The sequence below is a fragment of the Paenibacillus sabuli genome, from assembly GCF_014705605.1.
Lineage (GTDB): Bacteria > Bacillota > Bacilli > Paenibacillales > Paenibacillaceae > Paenibacillus_D > Paenibacillus_D sabuli.
The window spans coordinates 34,733-55,165 of record NZ_JACXIZ010000018.1 but is presented as its reverse complement, the minus strand read 5'-3'; the positions used below and the strand labels follow the sequence as shown (position 1 = coordinate 55,165).

The following is a 20,433-nucleotide window of genomic DNA, read 5'->3' as shown; positions in this document are numbered from 1 at the left end:
GATACGGATATGGCGAAGGAAATGGTTGAGCTCACCAAAAACAATATTTTGCTGCAAGCGTCGCAAGCCATGCTGGCGCAAGCGAACCAGGCGCCGCAAGGCGTGCTGACGCTGCTTCGTTAATCAATAGAACTTATATTTAAACTATTCCACATGGACGTGGCATTTTAATTCAGGGAGGAAATCAACATGCGTATTAATCATAACATTACAGCGTTGAACAACCACCGCAACATGGGCCTGAACAATGTAGCAGCTGGTAAAAGCATGGAAAAGCTGTCGTCGGGTCTGCGTATCAACCGTGCAGCTGACGATGCGGCCGGTCTTGCCGTATCTGAAAAAATGCGTGGTCAAATCCGCGGTCTGGAGCAAGCGCAGCGCAACGTTCAAGACGGTATTTCGTTCGTACAAACAGCTGAGGGTGCAATGAATGAAGTCAGTGCCATGCTGACACGGATGAAAGAGCTGAACGTACAGAAATTGAACGGCACCTACAGCACGACGGATATTTCGAATATCAATGTTGAGTTGAACGAGCTCGGGAGCCAGATTGACAGCATTATGGATGACACTACATTCAATGGAATTAATATTACAGATGATGTTGATATCCAAGCCAATGATGATGCTCAAACGATTACGATCACTGGAGTGGACACTTCGGACTTTACCGGGTTGGCCAGTACAACTACTTTGACTCAGATCGAAGAGGCAATTGAGGCCGTTTCTACCGAGCGGGCGAGCCTTGGTGCTACGCAGAATCGTCTGGAGTACACGTCCAACAACCTCGGTACCACCGTGGAAAACCTGACGGCGTCCGAATCGCGAATTCGGGATACAGATATGGCCAAGGAAATGGTGGAGCTTACGAAGAACAATATTTTGCTGCAGGCATCGCAGGCGATGCTGGCACAAGCGAACCAAGCGCCGCAAGGCGTTCTGACACTGCTTCGTTAAAAATACTAGTTTCTAAACAAAAGGAGACCGACAACTATGCCGGTCTCCTTTTGTTTATGTAAAGCTAAAGTATACAGGTCACTTTGCCGATATATATAATAACGAAACTTGAAAGAACGGGTGGTGTCATATGAACAATGTTTCACAGGGAGCGTCTGTTGTACCGGCATCGACGTCACACTCTATTGGAGAATCGACGAAAACCAATGCAATGATTTCGCAGCTGCGTACCGGGAAACAGCTGGAGATAGCTGAACGTAGCGGAGTCAAGGTGACAATGGGCGAGGAACAGATGATCCGGGCAATCGACAGGGCTGTAAAGGCTCTCCAAGGCGCTACGACAACCTTTGAATTCAGTGTGCATGAAAAAACGAATATTATTAGCGTTAAGGTACTGAATAAAGAAACGGGCGAACTTATTCGTGAGGTGCCACCGGAAAAGACGCTAGATTTGGTTGCGAAGATGATGGAGTTTGCCGGCATTTTATTTGACGAGCGGGTTTAATTGCGATTGGAGGAATTTAAATGCGTTTAACGGGTCTAGCTTCAGGCTTAGATATCGACTCAATGGTACAAGAACTCATGGCAGCCAGACGAAAACCGTACGACAACCTTTTTCAGAAAAAAACGACTATGCAATGGCAGCGAGAGCAGTATCGGGAAGTTAGTGCGAAGCTTGTGGACTTTAGTCTAAATAAACTATCTTCCTATAGTCTGTCGTCTGCAATCTCGGCGAAAAAAGCTCAAGTTACCGGAAGCACTACTGCAGTGAGCTCTACGGCAACATCTGGCGCAGCGACTGGAACTATGACGGTTTCGATAGCCCAGTTAGCAACGGCTACAAGATATACATCTTCTGCTAGTGGAGGATTGACAGGGGGGCCAATTGATCTATCGAGTACACTGCAAGAATTGAAGGATAGCCATGGCCTTACCTATACTGCAGTTGATTCCACTATTACCCTCGAAATCAATGGAACAGAAATTACACTAAACGAAAATGAAGATACGATGGCCACATTGATATCCAAGATTAATTCCAAAACCGATGTTAATGCGGTCTTTGACAGTGGTAGCGGCAAGTTATCATTGACGACGAAAGAGACTGGCGCCGCAGCTGATGTTGCAATTGTGGGTGACGTGCTGGATGTCTTTGATTTAGAGTGGAATGTAGCTGGCGAAGATGCGGTTGCAACAGTTAACGGATTGCAAATAACAAGTGCAAGTAACAAGATTTCCATTAACGGGGTTGAACTGACTTTTTTGGAAGTAACAGACGGAAGCGAAGCTACAATTTCAGTAGGTACGGACACTGAAAAAATTATGGATACGATCAAATCATTTATCAATGATTATAACGAAGTGCTTAATTTGTTGAACGGGAAAGTCAATGAGGAGCGATATCGTACTTATCAACCCCTGACCACGGAACAAAAAGCGGAAATGAAAGACAGTGAAATCGAGCTGTGGGAAGAAAGAGCGAAAAGCGGGTTGCTGCAACGTGATTCAATTTTAACAAGCTTGGTTTCGAATATGAGACTTGGTTCGATTTCAAATGTTAATGTTGACGGTGTCGAAATTAATCTGACTTCATTGGGGATCACTACCGGAGCGTGGGAAGAGCGCGGAAAACTAGTGATTAAAGACGAAGCCGCATTGCGGGATGCCATTGAGGATAATCCTGAGCAAGTAATGGCTTTTTTCACCCAAAAAAGTACGGATAAAACGCCTGCAGCTGAAGATGCAGGGCTGTTTACGAGACTTACCAATTCTGTATCCGCATCATTAAAGGATCTTGCGGAAAAGGCGGGCACTTCTCGATATAGCGCGGAACTAACAACGAAATTCATGGAAAACAGTTTGATGGGCGAGCAGCTTTTGCAGCTTGAGCGTCGTATGGATACTGTAAACTCACAGCTCCTCCGAATGGAAAATCAATATTATAAACAATTTGCAGCAATGGAGAGTGCAATCAATAAATTCAACTCCCAGGCAGGTGCGTTGGCAAGCTTCATGGCATAATAAGGGGTGAATTGTTGTGATTAATAATCCATATTTGAAATATCAGCAATCGGCTGTACAGACGGCTTCTCCGGCGCAGCAATTGATTATGCTCTACGATGGCGCAATTCGCTTTTTGAGGAGCGCGTTGGAAGCAGTGGAGACGCGAAACATTGAGAGCGCCAATGCAAATATTCAAAAAGCTCAGGCGATCATTCATGAATTTGTTGCGCTGTTGGATTTCACTTACCCTGTGGCGAAAGACCTCGCTAATATTTATGAATATATGCTGCACCAATTAATTCAAGCGAATTTAACCAAAAGCATGGAACCCATTCAAGAAGTACTGAATCATATGATTGACCTACGCGAAACGTGGGTTCAGGCGAATAAACAATCTGTTGGCGAAAGGTCAAATATGACGCATGCTTAGTACACTGCTTGAGGGACTTTACAACAAAACGACAACCATTATATCGAATTTTGAGATGGCCAGTTTTGAACAGTTGGAAGAGGTAAGCCAGCTTCGCAGTGAGTTGATTGAATGGCTTCAATTGCAATCATCCAATCCATTGACCGTGAAACAAAAAGAAATGCTTCAAGAGATTTTGGGTTACGACGATTTGGTTTTTTTGAAAATGAATCAATTGAAACAAGAAGCAGCCAGGCAATTGGGGGGAATTACGCAAGCGAAACGCCAAAAAGACGCCTATGAGTTCTCAGGTCCCAACGATAGCTTTTTGTTCGACCGTCGAAAATAAAGAACAGCCTAATAGTGGTGAGGTTGTTCTTTATTTTTCGTCATTACGATTTCCGGAGGTAGTCAGGTGGGCACATTGTTAGAAGCGCAAATTGAAGAGGATTTGGAGAAACTAAGATCTTTTTTGCCTGAACTTGTATTGGCTTGTGATTCAGTGGCAGACCAGTTGCTAGTACCATTAGACGATAAGACATGGCAGCAATACGGAGATTTGGTAGCGGGTATGGATAATCTCTATCGGGCGTTACAAGTCGTTTCAGAAGATATGGAAAAAAATTCATCTTATTTTATCGTACGTAATTATTTGATTCAATTAACCAATAGATTTTCTGAGAGGTTCCAGGAAATGAACGCCTGTTCTGACAGCGATGATCTAGTAGGAGCCAGTGATTATATCCGCTACGAGCTCAAGAAAATTTTCAGTCAACTTATCGTCGTCTTTGGCGAATCTAAAGCAATACAACGAGAACGATATATGCGCAATCTGATCGCGATTCAAAAAAAATTCCCAAAATTGTTTCAGCAAATTCAAAATGAGCCTTTCAATTCATCAGCTTATCAAATCACCTATGCCAAGAACCAGGAACCAAACCTCTGTATTATAGATGATACTATTCAATACATGTATAGCAATTACAATCCAGGCTATGAAGTGGGAAAGTGGATTGACAATATTTCAAGTGATGCTCCAAAGGATAAAGCGATCGTATTTGGATTTGGCTTTGCTTATCATGTAGTCGAATATGCCAAGCAATTTCCGAACACGCATTTATACATATATGAACCGGATTTGCAGATACTTATTGCCGCATTACATGCGGTTGATTTGGTTGATTTTATTGCCTCGGGGCACTTAGTTAACCTTGTTGCAGGGGGAGATAACAAGACGCGTAAAAGAATGATGTATGATTTTCTGAAAGTATTAGAGTTTGACGTGTCTATACTCTCCCTTCCTTTTTATGACAGGTTTAAAGAAGAAGAGAAAAAAGAGTTTTTCCTAGATGCGCAACTAGCGATTATGAGTTATCAAGGTACGCACAATACGTTGCATCGATTTGCAAAGCAGTGGATTAAAAATGTACTGTTTAACTTGCCAATCACCTTAAATACGCCATCTTTTGATCAATTTAAAGGGGCATTAAAAAACAAAACGGCTATCGTAGTAGGAGCAGGCCCCTCCCTTGATGCCGATATTGAATATTTAAAAGAAGTTGGTAATCGTGCGCTGATCATTGCGGCAGGATCAACGATACAATCGCTCCTTCATTATGGGGTCAAACCTCATTTGATCGTATCCATGGATGGCGGTGATGCCAATTATAGAGCTTTTAAAGGCCTAGATATCGAAGGAATTCCTTTTTTATATGCGAATAGTATTGAATATCGGATTGTATCTAATGAAAGTAAAGATTTAATGCATGTAAGTTTTACAACTGATTATATGAGCAACTACCTATATCAATTATCGGATCGGGATCTTCAATTTCTTCCAACGCCTTCAGTCACGGGAACGGCAATTCAAGCGGCTGTTCATATGGGGTGTACGACAATTGTATTTACCGGGCAGGATTTATCGTACCCCATAGATGATAATGTGTATGCTAAAGGGGCTCGGCATGCTGAAGATAATGGAAAAGAGACTCTTCGGAACGCAGCAGCGCACGTTGAAAATGTACGTGGTGGATATAATCGAACGACTGAAGGCATGAAAATCACGCTGGCTAGTATTGAAGATTTAATTGCAACCTATCCCGACGTCACATTTGTCAATGCTTCGCAGCTCGGAGCTAAAATGAAGCATACGATTTGGCGAACATTCAGTGATGTTCTCGGAGATTTGCAACAGAACAAGGAAGATATAGGTTCTCTGTTTGCCAATTTGCATGGGTTACAATCGGCATATGACGACAAACGGACAAAAAATGTTCTGATGAGATTTAATAGCCTGCCTCTTGAATTGGAGCGTACCAAATCCACTCTGCTCAATGTTAAAATAGAAACGGAAAAATTAGGGCGTCTAGAACGATTGAATATTAAACAAGTGGAAAAAAACATAATTGAAGTAGTAAAAGATTGGGCAAAATTTCAATCTAATGATATTTTCAAATGTATGTTTAGTCAAATGTATCGAGAAAGATTTGCTATGGTGAATCGTCAATTAAACCGATCATCAAAAGATAAAAACGTTTTGAAGAGAGCGAAAGAGACGCATTCTCTGTTAGGTCCCTTGACGGCTGATCTTTTGAATGTAATACCTGAGTTGGAGGCGCTGCTTTCAGAAGCTCGTGCGAGATTGCGCTAAACTGGAGCTGCAGCGTATATGCCGGATTATAAGGAGGATTACTATTGTATTTTAAAAATAAAAAGATATTGATCATCGGCGGCACCGGGACAATCGGGCAAATGCTCGTGAACCGCCTTATGTCCGAACAGCCGGAGGTGATCCGGGTTTTCAGCAGAGATGAGCATAAGCAGTATGAAATGCAGCAAAAATGGATGTCAAATAAAAACATTAGGTTTCTTATAGGAGATGTGCGTGACTACGAGCGTTTAAAAAGAGCGATGCAGGATATTCACTACGTTTTCCACGTAGCGGCAATGAAGCATGTACCAGCTTGTGAGTATAATCCGTTTGAGGCAGTCCAGACAAATGTCATTGGTACACAAAACGTCATCCAAGCAGCTATGGAATGTGGTGTAGAACGGGTCTTGTTCACCAGCTCCGATAAAGCAATTGCACCAACAAACACCTACGGTGCATCGAAACTCATGGCCGAGAGACTTATATCTGCTGCCCAATATTATGGGGGTGGTTCAAAGACAATATTTTCAGCTGTACGTTTTGGGAATGTGCTAGGCTCTCGAGGTTCAGTAATCCCGCTATTTCAAGAACAAATTCTTCACCACCGGGAAATTACGATAACTGAAAAGGACATGAGTCGGTTCATGATGACAAGCCGCCAAGCGGTTGATTTGACGCTTGAGGCTTTAAAGTACGCAAAGGGCGGAGAAGTGTTTGTACTTAAAATGCCTGTCATTCGATTAATGGATTTGGTTGATTGTGTAATTGAAGAGATGGCCAAGCGCTTAAATATTAACGTGCATGATATTCGAATTAAGGAAATGGGTTTGCGACCAGGAGAAAAACGTTTTGAGGAATTAATGACAGAAGATGAAGCGTTTGATGCTCAAGAGCTTCCGAATATGTACATTATTCCAAATGCTTTCGTCAGAGGGAATACAGACCGCTATGTTGGGGCGAGCAAAATAACATCAAATCATTACAACTCTAAGTATAGTAAACCAATTAATAAAGAACGTGTTCGAGAGTTATTAAAAGAAACCATTTCTTTTGAAACCCAATTTAATTACTATCAAAATGTTATTTATTAATAGGAAATTGCTATGTTTTAGAGAAAAGAGGAAGAAGTAATGGTAACAGCAGCAGTTATTCAAGCAAGAATGGGGTCGACTCGTCTTCCTGGGAAAGTAATGACTTCAATCGAAAATAAGTCGATGTTAGGCCACGTGATAGAACGATGCAAAAAAATGAAGGTGGATGAAATCGTTGTATGCACGACAAGAAATGAAGAAGATCATGTAATAGAGCGTGAAGCTAAAAAATATAACGTGAATTTATATCGCGGCGACGAGGAAAATGTCTTATTAAGATACTATGAGGCAGCTCGGAAATTTAATATTGATTCAATTGTTAGAGTTACCGCAGATTGTCCTTTGATTGACCCCATGCTGTCAAACAAAATTATTGAAATGGCTGCATCAACTGGGGCTGATATTGCACATATGGCTGGTTATCCTAGGGGACTTGATACAGAAGTATTTCAATTTAAGTCTTTGCAGTCTTTTGTTTCAAAAAATTTAGAGCCTAGATATAAAGAGCATGTGACTCTATTTTTTTATGACAATAACTCTCTATATAAAGTGGAAACACAAAACTGTGAGGTGGATCTTTCAAACCATCGCTGGACAGTAGATACGGTTGAGGATTTAACATTGATAAAGGAAATTTATGCTCGTCTCTATAACGAGGACAAACATTTTGACTGGCAAGCGGTTTTAAAACTCCTTTACGAGAATCCACTTTTAAAGGACATAAATTCACATATAAAACAAAAGAGCCTCTAAGGAGTTGATTCTGTGAAATGGCTACTATCGATTGGGGCGGGAGTTGAACAAGTTGAACCGATTAAAATTGCCCAAGCTATGGGGTATAAAGTTGTAGCGATGGACGGAAACGCAAATGCTCCCGGCTTAAACATAGCGGATCGATCTTTAAACATTGATATCTCAGATAAAGTTGAAGTGCTGACGGAAGTAAGGAAGTGTAATGTTTCGGGAATCATACCCAGCCCAATTGGAAAATGTTTAACAACCATAGGACTGATTAATGATGAGTTATCTTTTCCAGGTATCTCGGCAGCAGCAGCCGAAAGATGCACGAATAAAAAAATATTTCATGATTTGTTATCTCGCAATCATTTCTTGAGACCGAGTCAATCAGAAGTTTTTCAAATGACACAAATTCCGTTGGAGTTAAAGTTTAATGACTATCCCTTGATTATAAAGCCATGTAATGGCTCTGGAAGCAAAGGAGTAATTGTTGTCCAGAGTGAAGAAGAGTTAGAACAAGCTTTAATGGACTTGTCAAAACTAGAAGAAGTCCAAGATTGGCTAATTGAGTCCTTTATAGAAGGGACAGAATATGGGGTCGATGCTGTTGTCATAGATGGAAAATTCCAATTATTAATGATACGCGAAAAAACATTGAGTAATTTACCTTACCGTCAAGCAATACAAGTCTCGGGTCCTGCCAATTTAACAGAACTACAGATTAAAAGTATTGCCGAATGCTTGGAGAGGGCAGCCCAAGTACTTGAAATGAATAATTGTATCCTTCATGCGGATGTATTACTTTTACAGGAAGGTGTCTGTATTATTGAAATGGCAGGACGTCCTTCCGGGCAAATGATATCAAGCAATATTATTCCATTGGCCACAGGACTAAATGTGATTCAAGAAGGAATAAAAATAAGTTTGGGGATAAATGCTGATTTCACAATAAATGATTCCAGACCCGTGGCACTCACCTATTTTACTCATTCAATTCATCCGAAGATTATTGAAAAGTATGAAAAGAACGGGGAAATATTAAAGTTTAAACAGACAGAGCATGATTCAAGCGATGTGATTCAAATTACAAATGGTACTGATCTTTCGGGTGCGGGATATATCATAACTACTGGTTTAAATTTAGCAGAAGCTCAGAGTATTGGTGACACTATAATAAAGCAAGGTGGAGATTATAATGAAGATCGATCCGAATATTCAAAAATCAAGCAATGAGATTAAAAAGAACCAGCTTCTATATCCCGAGGAACGAATTGTCGTCTTTTTGAATAAATATTTCAAGGATTTATCAGAGAATATGAAAAAAAAAGGATTAGATATTGGCTTTGGTTCTGGGAGAAACATGAAATTATTTTCCGACTTTGGAATAGAAGCATACGGGATCGATTACAGTTCTGATGCTAAGGAGACAGCATGTGCACTTTTTGGAGATCACCTGAAAAGAGATAATATGTTTGTTTCCGATGTTTCTGACTTCGATTCTATGGATCTTTTGTTCGATGCAGTTATATATTATGGGTCGGCGTTTTTCAAGAATTTAGAGGGCATGAAACGCGATTTAGAAAAAGTACATCAATTTATGGCGGATAATGGGAAAATGCTGATTAATTTTAGAAGTAAAGAAAATTGGTTTTATGGTAAAGGTCGCTCCTTGGACGGGCTTTTTTATTCTTTGGACGAGACTGCTGGACCTTATAGTGGGTATAATTATACCTTTTTGGATTATAACGAGGCAGAGCAATTGCTAATCGATTCCGGATTTTGTATTGAGAATTATGAAATTCTAGAACTCACAAAAAATATGGGAAAAGAAAAACATAGTTGGTATATTTTTTGGGTCTCTAAAACCAATAAAATATGCTGATCGTATTTCATACTATTGCAAATGAGCAAGTTGGTATAGGTCATCTTAGCAGAGTCGCGAGTTTGATAAAAGTACTTTTAAAACATCCTTTAGGAATAAACGCTCACATACGTGTGATTATTGAGGGTAATTGCAAAATGGCCAATATGTTTATTCCGAAAAATATACAACTAATCTGTACTCCAGACAGATCACAGTCATATGTAGAACGTGCTCAATTAGTTGAGAACTATGCTGAGACCATGTCTAAACTTCTCATAACAGATCTTCTTCATTTGCGCCGAGAAGATTCTGATTCAGCAAGAAAACAAGGGTTTAAATGTATTATCCACCTTAATGACTCGGGAATCCCAGATTACCAGCCTGATATAGTCGTGAACGGAGATGCATTTTTACTCGAGGGTGCCACAAGTTGTCATTCAATACTTCAATTACAAGGTCGAACATTTAATATTGTTAACCCTGACTTGAATTTACTACGACCTTCTAAATTGTTGTTGATAGAAAAAGTGAATAAGATTCTAATTACTTTTGGCGGTGCCGATCCTGGCCATTTAACAGAAGTGTTTTTTGAAAAACTTAAAAATCATCCACAATACCACTATACATTTGTATTAGGAGCGGCATTTGGAGAAGAGAGGACAAAGAAATTTCATGAAGGTTTAATTCCGAAGAACTTTACTGTGATTCAGAATACAAGTAAAATTCATTCCCAAATTAAGAACGCTGATATTATCGTTACACTAGGCGGGATCACCAGTTATGAGTCAATGTACTTGGGGAAACCGGTATTGGCAGTAAGTTGGAGTTATTTAAATTACTATGTGAAGAGGCTTGCCGGAGCTAATCTAGTTGTTGATCTGGGTGACCCTAACGTATGTGTAGAGCGTTTTTTGGTCGAGATCTCCAATCTCACTCGATTAAATCAGGTTGCTCAAAACGGATGGAAGGCAATAGATGGGGCTGGTGCGAATAATATTGCGAATGCCATTTTAAGGTACATAAACCAATTTTAAAGGTATATTTCTTTTATTGCTGATAATTGTGAAATTAACGAAAAGGCTGGAAACTCACTATTTTAGTACTAGGAGCGAGATATGGAGTTTAAAATTGGAAACAAGGGAATTGGAAAAAAAAACAAACCATTCCTAATTGCCGAAATGTCCGGGAATCACAATCAATCATTAGATCGCGCATTGGAATTGGTGAAAGCCGCCGCCGATTCAGGTGCCGATGCATTAAAAATGCAGACCTATACCCCTGATACTATGACTTTAAATATTAACACCGATGAATTTATAATAGATAACCCGAAAAGTATTTGGAAGGGGAAATCTTTATATGAGTTGTATGGGGAAGCGTATACCCCTTGGGAATGGCACGAAGAAATAATCAGGAAAAGCGAAGAGCTTGGGATGGTAGCTTTTAGCACGCCGTTTGATGAGTCGGCAGTTGATTTTCTAGAATCACTTAATGTGCCGGCATACAAGATTTCCTCTTTTGAGAACACCGATATTCAACTAATTCGAAGAGTTGCTGCTACGAGAAAGCCGCTTATTATTTCAACTGGAATGGCATCAATTGCAGAATTAGATGAATCTGTACGTGCCGCTTATGATGCCGGGGCCAAAGATATTGTATTGTTGAAATGTACTAGTACCTACCCAGCCTCACCTAGTGACAGCAATCTCGCTACTATGTCCCACATGGAGGCATTGTTCGGATGCCAGGTCGGGCTTTCCGATCATACGCTTGGAATTGGAACGGCAATTGCAAGTGTAGCCTTAGGTGCGACAGTAATTGAAAAGCATTTAACCCTTTCTCGTTCAGAAGGAGGGGTCGACGCTGCGTTTTCTTTAGAACCTCAGGAATTCAAATTGCTTTCCGAAGAAATTGAACATGCTTGGCAATCAGTAGGAACAATTCGTTATGGTGCTACTGAGGCTGAATTAAACGGACGTAGACGGCGTCGCTCTTTATATGTTTCAAAGGACATTTCTGAAGGTGAGATTTTCACCAAAGATAATATTAAAGCAATAAGACCAGGACTGGGATTGCCTACGAAGTATTTGGAACACATACTTGGTAAACGAGCAAAAGCGAATTTATCAAAAGGTACTCCGTTAACCTGGGATTGTTTGTGAATTTTATTGGAGGTGGCTGGAATGAATATCCTGCTTACTGGCGGAGCTGGGTTTATTGGTCGTTGGGTAGTCAAACGACTGCTGGATGACGGCCATCGTCTATGGATTGTCGACGATTTGTCGAATGGACGCGAAGAAAACATCGCTGAATTTCGACAGCATCCTGGCTTGCGGGAATTTATCATCGGCACAATTATGGACGAGCAACTGCTGCAACGCTTGTTTGCCAATCATAACTTCGATGTGTGCTATCATCTTGGAGCTTCGATCAATGTCCAGGATTCGATTGACGATCCCGGAACGACATTTGACAACGATACCCGAGGAACCTTTTATGTTTTAGAGCAGTGTCGTGTGCATCAAGTCAAAATGGTGTTCATGAGCACCTGCATGGTATATGACAAGTGTATCGAACCAACAGGAATTACAGAATTCCATCCGACGAAGCCAGCATCGCCTTACGCCGGATCAAAAGTGGCAGCTGAAAATATGGTGTTATCCTATTACTTTGCATATGGGTTGCCGGCGGTTGTTATCCGACCTTTTAATACATATGGTCCTTATCAAAAAACCGGAGGGGAGGGAGGAGTTGTCGCCATCTTCATTCGCAATAAGCTCGCCGGAAAAGACTTGAATATTTACGGGGAAGGAACGCAGACGCGCGATTTGCTTTATGTGGAAGACTGTGCGCGTTTTGTTGTCCAGGCAGGCTATTCCGATGCGGTGAATGGAGAAATTGTAAACGCCGGTCTGGGCGAGGATGTTTCAGTTCATGCTTTGGCTCAGCTGATAGTTGGGGATGAATCGCGTATTCGACATGTGCCGCATATTCACCCGCAGAGTGAAATTCAAAAGCTGCTGTGTAACTCTGAAAAAGCAAAGAAGCTACTGAACTGGGCGCCTGAGGTTTCACTGCGCGAGGGAATTCAACGTACGGAGCAATGGATTGCGACAACAGATCTGGAATAGAATTGGCTGGCTGAAGACAATCGGAGGGAATTAGTGATGCTGGACGCTCTGCTCAAAAGACCTCACCGGAAAACATTGTTGCCTTACGGGAAACAGTGGATTGAAATGGAAGACATTGCAGCCGTAGTGGAAGTATTGAAAAGTGATTATGTTACACAGGGGCCGCAAATCGAGCGGTTTGAGCGTGTTCTTGCCCGTAAAGTGGGCGCTAGTTTCGGCGTGGCGTTTTGCAACGGAACGGCTGCTTTGCATGCTGCCTGCTTTGCAGCTGGAATTGGTGAGGGTGATGAAGTCATTACGTCGCCGCTTACTTTTCTGGCAAGCAGCAACTGTGTATTGTATATGGGCGGGCGGCCCGTTTTTGCAGATGTTGACCCGAATACTTATAATATAGATCCACTTGAAATTGAACAAAAGATTTCAAGTCGAACAAAGGCCATTATTCCCGTAGATTTCACGGGCCAACCTGCGAAAATGGATCGAATTAAAAAAATAGCGAAAAAACATAACCTCGTCATCATTGAAGACGCCGCTCACGCTTTAGGTGCTCTTTATAAGGGACGGCCTGTCGGCAGCCTTGCGGATATGACGATGTTCAGCTTTCATCCAGTTAAGCATATTACGACCGGCGAAGGCGGCATGATCGTAACAGATAACGAAGCCTTCTATCGTCGCTTGCTATTGTTTCGCAATCATGGAATGACGAGAGATCCTCAACAATTAATGAAAACGGACGGGCCCTGGTACTATGAAATGCAAGCGTTGGGCTTTAATTACCGAATGACCGACCTGCAAGCAGCGCTTGGTCTTGTCCAACTTGAAAGGCTTAGCGATTTTGTAGAGCGAAGACGGGAAATAGCGAGACGTTACAATGAATTTTTTTCACAACTACCGGGATTAATCGTGCCTTGGCAGCATACGGATACAAGCTCAAGTTGGCATCTATATGTGCTTCGCTGGGCCGAGGATTACTTTTCGGCTGATCGCAAGCAAATATTTGAAGCATTACGAGATGAGCAAATCGGTGTTAATGTCCACTATATCCCGGTTTACAAGCAGCCTTACTATCAGCAAATTGGGTATAATCAGGTGACGTGCCGGCATGCCGAAGCGTATTATGCAAACGCGATATCAATCCCGATTTTTCCAAAAATGAGCGATAGTGACGTTGAGGATGTACTGGCTGCAATATATCGTATCTACTATAGATTCAGCATTAAATAAAGAGGCCCTAGAAAGGGAATACGTGATGTCAAAAGAATATGCAACGGTGATTGATGCACACCCCAACATTTAAACAACCTCTCACTTAGGAAATTAAAACTTTACTTCTCAGAACCGGAGGAGGGAATAAATGAAGAAACGGGGCTTTTGCTCTTAATCCCTGGTTTCGGCGGGCGTGCCAATTCAAATGTTTACAATAAAATGCGTACTGTATTTGCAGACCGATATAACATGGTAACCATACAGTGCGACTTCTTTGGGTGGGAATTTATGCAGAGTGTCTCACTGAATGAGACGGTTAGCAACTTTAACGATATGGGGATCATGCAAGCACTTGATAATATTACAGCTGTCATCATCGTTTCTGAATTTATCAAGGATAACAATCTTAAATTTAATGCAAAAAAAATTATTGCCGACGGGCAGTCCCACGGGGCATATTTAGCTTTCTTATGTAATCGTTTTGCTCCTAATTTATTTTCTTTAATTATTGATAATTCTGCTTGGATCGTTCCAGCATACTTGACACTTAATCGGCGCATTATTTATAAACACCAGTAAGGCGTCATATGTTTTTAGTTATGATGGAATTGTGCCAACTCTAAATGCTTAATTGTTGCTATGCCAAAGTTATTGAATCCGTTTTCAAAAAAAGGTTTGACATTTCTGTGACGTCATTGTATATTCGAAATGTGGGCCATGCTACGGCGATCTCACAGCGATATGATGATGAAGGGAATGTTTTGGATGCAAGGTAAAGTAAAATGGTTTAATGCGGAAAAAGGCTATGGATTTATCGAGACGGAGCAAGGCGGCGACGTATTCGTTCACTTCTCCGCAATCCAGGCCGACGGCTTCAAAACCCTGGAAGAAGGTCAGTCGGTTGAGTTCGACATCGTCGAAGGCGCGCGCGGTCCACAAGCAGCAAACGTAGTAAAAGTGTAATCCTCGGCAGAGGCCTGCATTCATAAATAATAGCGCATGTTGAAATGCGGTTAGATGTTCGTTGCACTTTGACCCACGCCCTTTGGCGGAGGGTCTTTTTTATGTGCCGCCGCGCTGTTTCATTCAGCCTGTACGTTGGTAAATTAGGGACACATGCCGCTAGGCGGAAACCTTCATCTAATGTTAACAATCCTTTTGAATACAGGTCGCGGGATATGATATGATGAAGGTAGAAAAGGAGGAGTGCCCTATGAAATACAACATCCGAGGACAAAACATTGAATTGACAGACGCGCTGCGCGACTACGTGGAAAAGAAATTGAATCGCTTGGAACGGTATTTTGAAGCACCTCTCACCTCCGACGTCAACGTTACGTTGTCCGTAATGAAAAACAACCACAGTGTGGAAGTGACGATTCCGCTGCAAGGCACGATGCTGCGCGCGGAGGACAAAAACGACGACATGTATACCTCAATTGATCTGGTCGTGGACAAGCTGGAACGGCAGATCCGAAAATATAAAACAAAAATCAACCGCAAATTCCGTCAGGAAGGCAGCATCAAGGCGCTGCTAAAGGAAGAGGGCGGTGCGGTTCGCGTCTTGCAGGATGAGGAGGACGAGGACGAACTCGAAGTCGTGCGGACGAAGCGCTTTGTGTTGAAGCCGATGGATGTGGAAGAGGCCATTCTCCAAATGAACATGGTCGGGCACACCTTCTTCGTATTCAGCAACGTGGACACGAAGGAAGTAAACGTCGTCTACAGGCGTGGCGACGGCAAGTACGGGTTGATTGAACAGGAATAAACCACCCCAGTATTAAAGCAGGCTCCACCCGGAGTCTGCTTTTTTGAATGTTGCGTGCAATCTGCGGAATCGGGCGGTAAAAGCGTTAAGGAAATGTGCAAAGACGGGGCTCGTACATTGCGGCGCTACTCGCAAACTGATACAATTTAGAGATTGAGGAGCAAATACGAAAGGGGTTAGCGATCCAGAATGCTCGGACTAGTGAAAAAAATATTCGGCGATGCCAACGACCGCGAAATCAAGCGGCTGATGCGCACGGTCGAGCAAATCAACGGGATGGAGCCGGATTACGAAAAATTGTCCGATGACGCGCTGCGTGCCAAAACCGACGAATTCAAGGCGCGGTTGGAGAAGGGCGAGACGACGGAAAAGCTGCTGCCCGAAGCCTTCGCGACGGTACGTGAAGCCTCTCGGCGCACGCTCGGCATGCGGCACTTCGACGTGCAATTGCTGGGCGGCATGGTGCTGCATGACGGCAAAATCGCCGAAATGAAAACCGGCGAGGGCAAAACGCTCGTGGCCACGCTGCCGGTCTACTTGAATGCGCTGGTCGGCAAAGGCGTGCATGTGGTCACGGTCAATGACTACTTGGCCCAGCGCGATAGCGAGACGATGGGCCAGCTTTACAACTTCCTCGGCTTGACGGTCGGCTGCAATCTGAACTCGCTCTCGCACGAGGAGAAGCAGCAGGCGTACGCCTGCGACATTACCTACGGCACCAACAACGAGTTCGGCTTCGACTATCTGCGGGACAATATGGTCCTTTATAAGGAACAGATGGTGCAAAAGCCGCTCTACTTTGCGATTATCGACGAAGTCGATTCCATTCTCGTCGACGAAGCGCGCACGCCGCTCATTATCTCGGGCCAGGCGGCCAAGTCGACGGAGCTGTACTTCTCGGCGGACCGGTTCGTCAGCCGCTTGAATGCGGAGGAGGATTACACGGTTGACGTCAAGCTGCGCTCGGTCACGCTGACCGAGGCCGGCGTGGAGAAGGCGGAGCGCGCCTTTGCCATCGAGAATCTATTCGATCATGCCAACGTGCTGCTCAACCATCATATTCAGCAGTCGCTCAAAGCACATGCCGTCATGAAGCGGGATGTGGATTACGTCGTGCAAAACGATGAGGTCGTCATTGTCGACGAATTCACCGGCCGGCTCATGTCCGGGCGCCGATATAGCGACGGCTTGCACCAGGCCATCGAGGCCAAAGAGCAGATGAAGGTGCAAAACGAAAGCATGACCTTGGCGACGATCACGTTCCAGAACTTCTTCCGTATGTATCGCAAGCTGGCGGGAATGACCGGGACGGCCAAAACCGAGGAAGAAGAGTTCAAAAAAATCTACAACCTCGAGGTCGTACAAATTCCGACGAACCGGACGATGATCCGCGACGATATCCCGGATGTGGTCTACAAATCGGTCAACGGCAAATTCGCATCGGTCGTGCAGGAGATCGTAGAGCGCCATGCGAAAAATCAGCCGGTGCTGGTCGGCACGGTCTCGATCGAAAACTCCGAGCGTCTCTCGGATATGCTACGCCGCAAAGGCATCACGCATAAGGTGCTCAACGCCAAGTTCCATGCGGAGGAAGCGGAGATCATCTCGCGCGCGGGCGAGGCGGGTGCGGTGACGATCGCGACCAATATGGCGGGACGCGGCACCGACATCATCCTGGGCGACGGCGTCGCCGAGGTCGGCGGTCTGCATATCATCGGGACCGAACGGCATGAGAGCCGCCGGATCGACAATCAGCTGCGCGGCCGCGCCGGCCGCCAGGGCGACCCGGGCTCGACGCAGTTCTACCTCTCGCTCGAGGATGAGCTGATGCGTCGCTTCGGCTCGGAGAATATCATGGGCATGATGAATCGCCTCGGCTTCGAGGAGGATCAGCCGATCGAGAGCAAGCTCGTCGCACGTGCGATCGAATCGGCGCAAAAGCGGGTCGAGGGCAATAACTTCGATACGCGGAAGATCGTCCTCCAGTACGACGATGTCATGAACCAGCAGCGGGAGATCATCTACAAGCAGCGCCGCGAGGTGCTGTATTCGGATAACATTCGCGAGATCGTCACGGAGATGATCAAGCCGGTCGTCGAGCGGATCGTCGAAGCGCACTGCCCTGAGACCGAGGTGCCGGAGGACTGGGATCTGCAGGCCGTCGTCGACTATGCGCATGCTACCTTCCTTCCGGAAGGCAGCATCTCGAAGGACGAGCTGTGGGGCAAAGAGAAGGAAGAGATGATGGCCTTCCTGCTGCGCAGAGTCAATGAGCTGTACGACGAGCGCGAGACGCAGATGGGACCCGAGACGATGCGCGAATTCGAGAAGGTCGTCGTGCTGCGTGCGGTCGACAGCAAGTGGATGGATCATATCGACGCCATGGATCAGCTGCGCCAAGGCATCCATCTGCGCGCCTACGGCGGTACCGATCCGCTGCGCGAATACCAGTTCGAGGGCTTCGAGATGTTCAAGGAAATGATCGACAACATCCAGGAAGAAGTCACCAAGTACATCATGAAGGCGCGCGTGGAGAGCAATCTCGAGCGCAAGGCCGTCGCCGAAGGACAGGCGGTCGACAACAAGAGCGAGCCGCAGTCGAAAAAGCCGGCCCGCCGCGAGGAACGCGTCGGACGCAATGATCTGTGCCCGTGCGGAAGCGGCAAAAAGTACAAGCAGTGCCACGGCAAATAACGCGGCAGCTGCATTCTTCTAAATGAGGTGAAGGAAAGCATGGTCGACGCATCAGTCAAACAGGATTTGCGCGAAATGGCAGTGAAACTTCAAAATCTTAGGGGGTCTCTTTGACTTAGACCTCAAAAATGAGCTCATTGCCAACTACGAGGAAAAAATGACCGCTCCCGACTTCTGGGACGATAACGAGCAGGCGCAAAGCGTGATCTCGGAGCTGAACGGCATCAAATCGGTCGTCGAGAAGTACGGCAAGCTGCAGGCCGATCGCGAGGACCTCGAGACGATGCTGGAGCTGGCCGAGGAGGAGGGGGACGAGGCGATGGCGGCCGAGCTGGCGGAGAGCGCGGCCGATCTCGTCGCGCGCCTCGAATCGTTCGAGCTGGAGCTGCTGCTCAGCGAGCCGTACGACAAGCTCAATGCCATCGTCGAGCTGCACCCGGGCGCCGGCGGCACCGAGTCGCAGGATTGGGGGCAGATGCTGTATCGGATGTATACGCGCTGGGTCGAGAAGCGCGGCTTCAAGTACGAGCTGCTCGATTACCAGGATGGCGACGAAGCGGGCATCAAGAGCGCGACGATCCTGGTCAAGGGCTACAATGCCTACGGTTATCTGAAGGCGGAAAAGGGCGTGCATCGGCTCGTACGGATCTCGCCGTTCGACTCGGCGGGACGACGGCACACGTCGTTCGTATCGTGCGATGTCATGCCGGAGATCAGCGACGATGTGGAGGTCGAGATCCGTTCGGAGGATCTGAGGGTCGATACGTACCGCGCGAGCGGGGCCGGCGGGCAGCACATCAATAAGACGGAGTCGGCGATCCGCATCACGCACTTGCCGACCGGTATTGTCGTCTCCTGCCAGTTGGAGCGCTCGCAGATTCAGAACCGGGATCGCGCGATGAAGATGCTACGCTCCAAGCTGTACGAACGCAAGATTGAGGAGCAGCAGCGTCATCTGGCCGAGATTCGCGGCGAGCAGTCGGAGATCGCCTGGGGCAGCCAGATCCGCTCCTACGTCTTCCATCCCTACAGCATGGTCAAGGATCATCGCACGCAGGTCGAGACCGGCAATGTCGGCGCGGTGATGGACGGCGACCTGGACGCGTTCATCGACGGCTATCTGCGCAGTCAGATCCGGCATGATTCCTAAAAGCGTGGTGCAAAAGTAGAGTCGCCGCGCTCGAGGTGTGCCTGCCAACTCCGCATGCAGCAGATTGTCGCTAGCATACTTGCCTACCCTTTGCAAGAGGAGTACGCCAACATTTCATGACCCTTGAAATTTGCTTGGATGGGCGGCGGGCCCGGTCTATACTTTTTATACAGGAAGACCGGGCCTGTCCCCGATGCCACCATATACGCCAAGGAGTGAGGCAAGATGCAGGAAGTGCTGCAGGCTGTTGAGTCGCTTAGCCGCCACATGGAGCGATTGGGCGAACACATGAATCATCTCGGCGAGCGCATGGACAAGCTGGATGCGAAGGTCGACCATGTCCACACAGAGCTCGGCGGTCGCCTCGATGCGCTCGATGCCAAAACGGATCGCAATTATCAGGAGCTTGATGGTAAAGTTGTGTTGCTCCGCAAGGAGATGCACGCTCGCTTTGATGAGATCGAGGAAAAGCAAACCGAAGTCATCGCCCGACATAGTGAACGGACTGCACGGCGGATGGATGTCATGAAGCTGGACTTCGAAGCTTTGACCAAGCGCCTGGAAAAGCAGGAGCTGATTACCCGGCACTTGCTGTAGGATACGGAAAGGTCAGCCCGCCAGCGAATTGTGGCGAGTCGGCCAAGGAGTATGGCATACCAACCGCCTCGGCCACCTGGTCAGGGCGGTTGGCTGCGTCATGGGGCTGATCTCGGCTGCCAGACGCCCATTATACGCTGGGGGCGCGTGAGGTTGTGTGGCTGTGTAACCTCA

General features: G+C 45.5%; 21 protein-coding genes. All 21 read left to right on the top strand.

The genetic code is table 11. The features are described from left to right. Positions 1 to 9 precede the first annotated feature (9 nt). The 21 genes from IDH44_RS11555 to IDH44_RS11455 all read left to right on the top strand — a co-directional run bounded on the left by IDH44_RS11555 (position 10) and on the right by IDH44_RS11455 (position 20,259). Positions 10 to 123 carry a flagellin gene (locus IDH44_RS11555; protein ID WP_397326765.1) on the top strand — a complete coding sequence of 38 codons (114 nt, stop codon included), beginning with the start codon at positions 10 to 12 and terminating at the stop codon, positions 121 to 123. 66 nt (positions 124 to 189) lie between these two features. After that, positions 190 to 957 carry a flagellin N-terminal helical domain-containing protein gene (locus IDH44_RS11550; RefSeq protein WP_190917791.1) on the top strand — a complete coding sequence of 256 codons (768 nt, stop codon included), beginning with the start codon at positions 190 to 192 and terminating at the stop codon, positions 955 to 957. Between the two features lie 130 nt (positions 958 to 1,087). Then, positions 1,088 to 1,462, top strand: a complete 375-nt coding sequence (locus IDH44_RS11545; RefSeq protein WP_190917789.1) for a flagellar protein FlaG — start codon at positions 1,088 to 1,090, stop codon at positions 1,460 to 1,462. 20 nt (positions 1,463 to 1,482) lie between these two features. Further along, complete coding sequence (gene fliD / locus IDH44_RS11540) at positions 1,483 to 2,979, top strand: flagellar filament capping protein FliD (protein WP_190917788.1); 1,497 nt, start codon at positions 1,483 to 1,485, stop codon at positions 2,977 to 2,979. Between the two features lie 16 nt (positions 2,980 to 2,995). Then, on the top strand, positions 2,996 to 3,391 hold the full coding sequence (gene fliS, locus IDH44_RS11535) for a flagellar export chaperone FliS (RefSeq protein WP_190917786.1): 396 nt from the start codon (positions 2,996 to 2,998) through the stop codon (positions 3,389 to 3,391). Then, on the top strand, positions 3,384 to 3,719 hold the full coding sequence (locus IDH44_RS11530; protein WP_190917784.1) for a hypothetical protein: 336 nt from the start codon (positions 3,384 to 3,386) through the stop codon (positions 3,717 to 3,719). The genes fliS and IDH44_RS11530 overlap by 8 nt, the downstream gene beginning before the upstream one ends. A gap of 66 nt (positions 3,720 to 3,785) precedes the next feature. Further along, positions 3,786 to 6,020 carry a motility associated factor glycosyltransferase family protein gene (locus IDH44_RS11525; RefSeq protein ID WP_190917782.1) on the top strand — a complete coding sequence of 745 codons (2,235 nt, stop codon included), beginning with the start codon at positions 3,786 to 3,788 and terminating at the stop codon, positions 6,018 to 6,020. A 44-nt stretch (positions 6,021 to 6,064) separates the two neighbouring features. Beyond that, positions 6,065 to 7,111 carry a UDP-N-acetylglucosamine 4,6-dehydratase family protein gene (locus tag IDH44_RS11520; RefSeq protein WP_190917780.1) on the top strand — a complete coding sequence of 349 codons (1,047 nt, stop codon included), beginning with the start codon at positions 6,065 to 6,067 and terminating at the stop codon, positions 7,109 to 7,111. Positions 7,112 to 7,150: 39 nt separating this feature from the next. After that, positions 7,151 to 7,864 (top strand): cytidylyltransferase domain-containing protein, encoded by a 714-nt coding sequence (locus tag IDH44_RS11515; protein ID WP_190917778.1) that lies wholly within the window; start codon positions 7,151 to 7,153, stop codon positions 7,862 to 7,864. A 12-nt stretch (positions 7,865 to 7,876) separates the two neighbouring features. Then, a complete protein-coding gene (locus IDH44_RS11510) occupies positions 7,877 to 9,082 on the top strand; it encodes an ATP-grasp domain-containing protein (RefSeq protein ID WP_190917776.1) in 1,206 nt (401 codons plus the stop codon). Then, complete coding sequence (locus IDH44_RS11505) at positions 9,045 to 9,731, top strand: class I SAM-dependent methyltransferase (RefSeq protein WP_190917775.1); 687 nt, start codon at positions 9,045 to 9,047, stop codon at positions 9,729 to 9,731. Before IDH44_RS11510 ends, IDH44_RS11505 begins: the two co-directional genes overlap by 38 nt. Before the next feature lie 62 nt (positions 9,732 to 9,793). Then, positions 9,794 to 10,747 carry a hypothetical protein gene (locus tag IDH44_RS11500; protein WP_190917773.1) on the top strand — a complete coding sequence of 318 codons (954 nt, stop codon included), beginning with the start codon at positions 9,794 to 9,796 and terminating at the stop codon, positions 10,745 to 10,747. Between the two features lie 81 nt (positions 10,748 to 10,828). Further along, a complete protein-coding gene (pseI, locus tag IDH44_RS11495) occupies positions 10,829 to 11,875 on the top strand; it encodes a pseudaminic acid synthase (RefSeq protein ID WP_190917771.1) in 1,047 nt (348 codons plus the stop codon). Positions 11,876 to 11,896: 21 nt separating this feature from the next. Further along, a complete protein-coding gene (locus IDH44_RS11490; protein WP_190917769.1) occupies positions 11,897 to 12,844 on the top strand; it encodes a dTDP-glucose 4,6-dehydratase in 948 nt (315 codons plus the stop codon). Positions 12,845 to 12,880: 36 nt separating this feature from the next. After that, positions 12,881 to 14,068 (top strand): UDP-4-amino-4,6-dideoxy-N-acetyl-beta-L-altrosamine transaminase, encoded by a 1,188-nt coding sequence (pseC, locus tag IDH44_RS11485; RefSeq protein WP_190917767.1) that lies wholly within the window; start codon positions 12,881 to 12,883, stop codon positions 14,066 to 14,068. A 231-nt stretch (positions 14,069 to 14,299) separates the two neighbouring features. Further along, entirely contained in the window at positions 14,300 to 14,629 is a 330-nt protein-coding gene (locus IDH44_RS26515) for a DUF2920 family protein (protein WP_223869599.1), read from the top strand. A 186-nt stretch (positions 14,630 to 14,815) separates the two neighbouring features. After that, positions 14,816 to 15,013 (top strand): cold-shock protein, encoded by a 198-nt coding sequence (locus IDH44_RS11475; RefSeq protein ID WP_190917765.1) that lies wholly within the window; start codon positions 14,816 to 14,818, stop codon positions 15,011 to 15,013. 250 nt (positions 15,014 to 15,263) lie between these two features. After that, the gene (gene hpf, locus IDH44_RS11470; RefSeq protein ID WP_190917763.1) at positions 15,264 to 15,818 is read left to right on the top strand and encodes a ribosome hibernation-promoting factor, HPF/YfiA family; all 555 of its coding nucleotides are present in this window, start codon (positions 15,264 to 15,266) and stop codon (positions 15,816 to 15,818) included. 189 nt (positions 15,819 to 16,007) lie between these two features. Further along, complete coding sequence (gene secA, locus IDH44_RS11465; protein WP_190917761.1) at positions 16,008 to 18,512, top strand: preprotein translocase subunit SecA; 2,505 nt, start codon at positions 16,008 to 16,010, stop codon at positions 18,510 to 18,512. A gap of 39 nt (positions 18,513 to 18,551) precedes the next feature. Next, a protein-coding gene (gene prfB / locus IDH44_RS11460) for a peptide chain release factor 2 (RefSeq protein ID WP_190917760.1) occupies positions 18,552 to 19,662 on the top strand; the annotation gives its coding sequence in 2 pieces (ribosomal slippage) (positions 18,552 to 18,623 and positions 18,625 to 19,662; 1,110 coding nt in all). Between the two features lie 225 nt (positions 19,663 to 19,887). Then, positions 19,888 to 20,259 (top strand): hypothetical protein, encoded by a 372-nt coding sequence (locus IDH44_RS11455; RefSeq protein WP_190917758.1) that lies wholly within the window; start codon positions 19,888 to 19,890, stop codon positions 20,257 to 20,259. Positions 20,260 to 20,433: the final 174 nt, after the last annotated feature.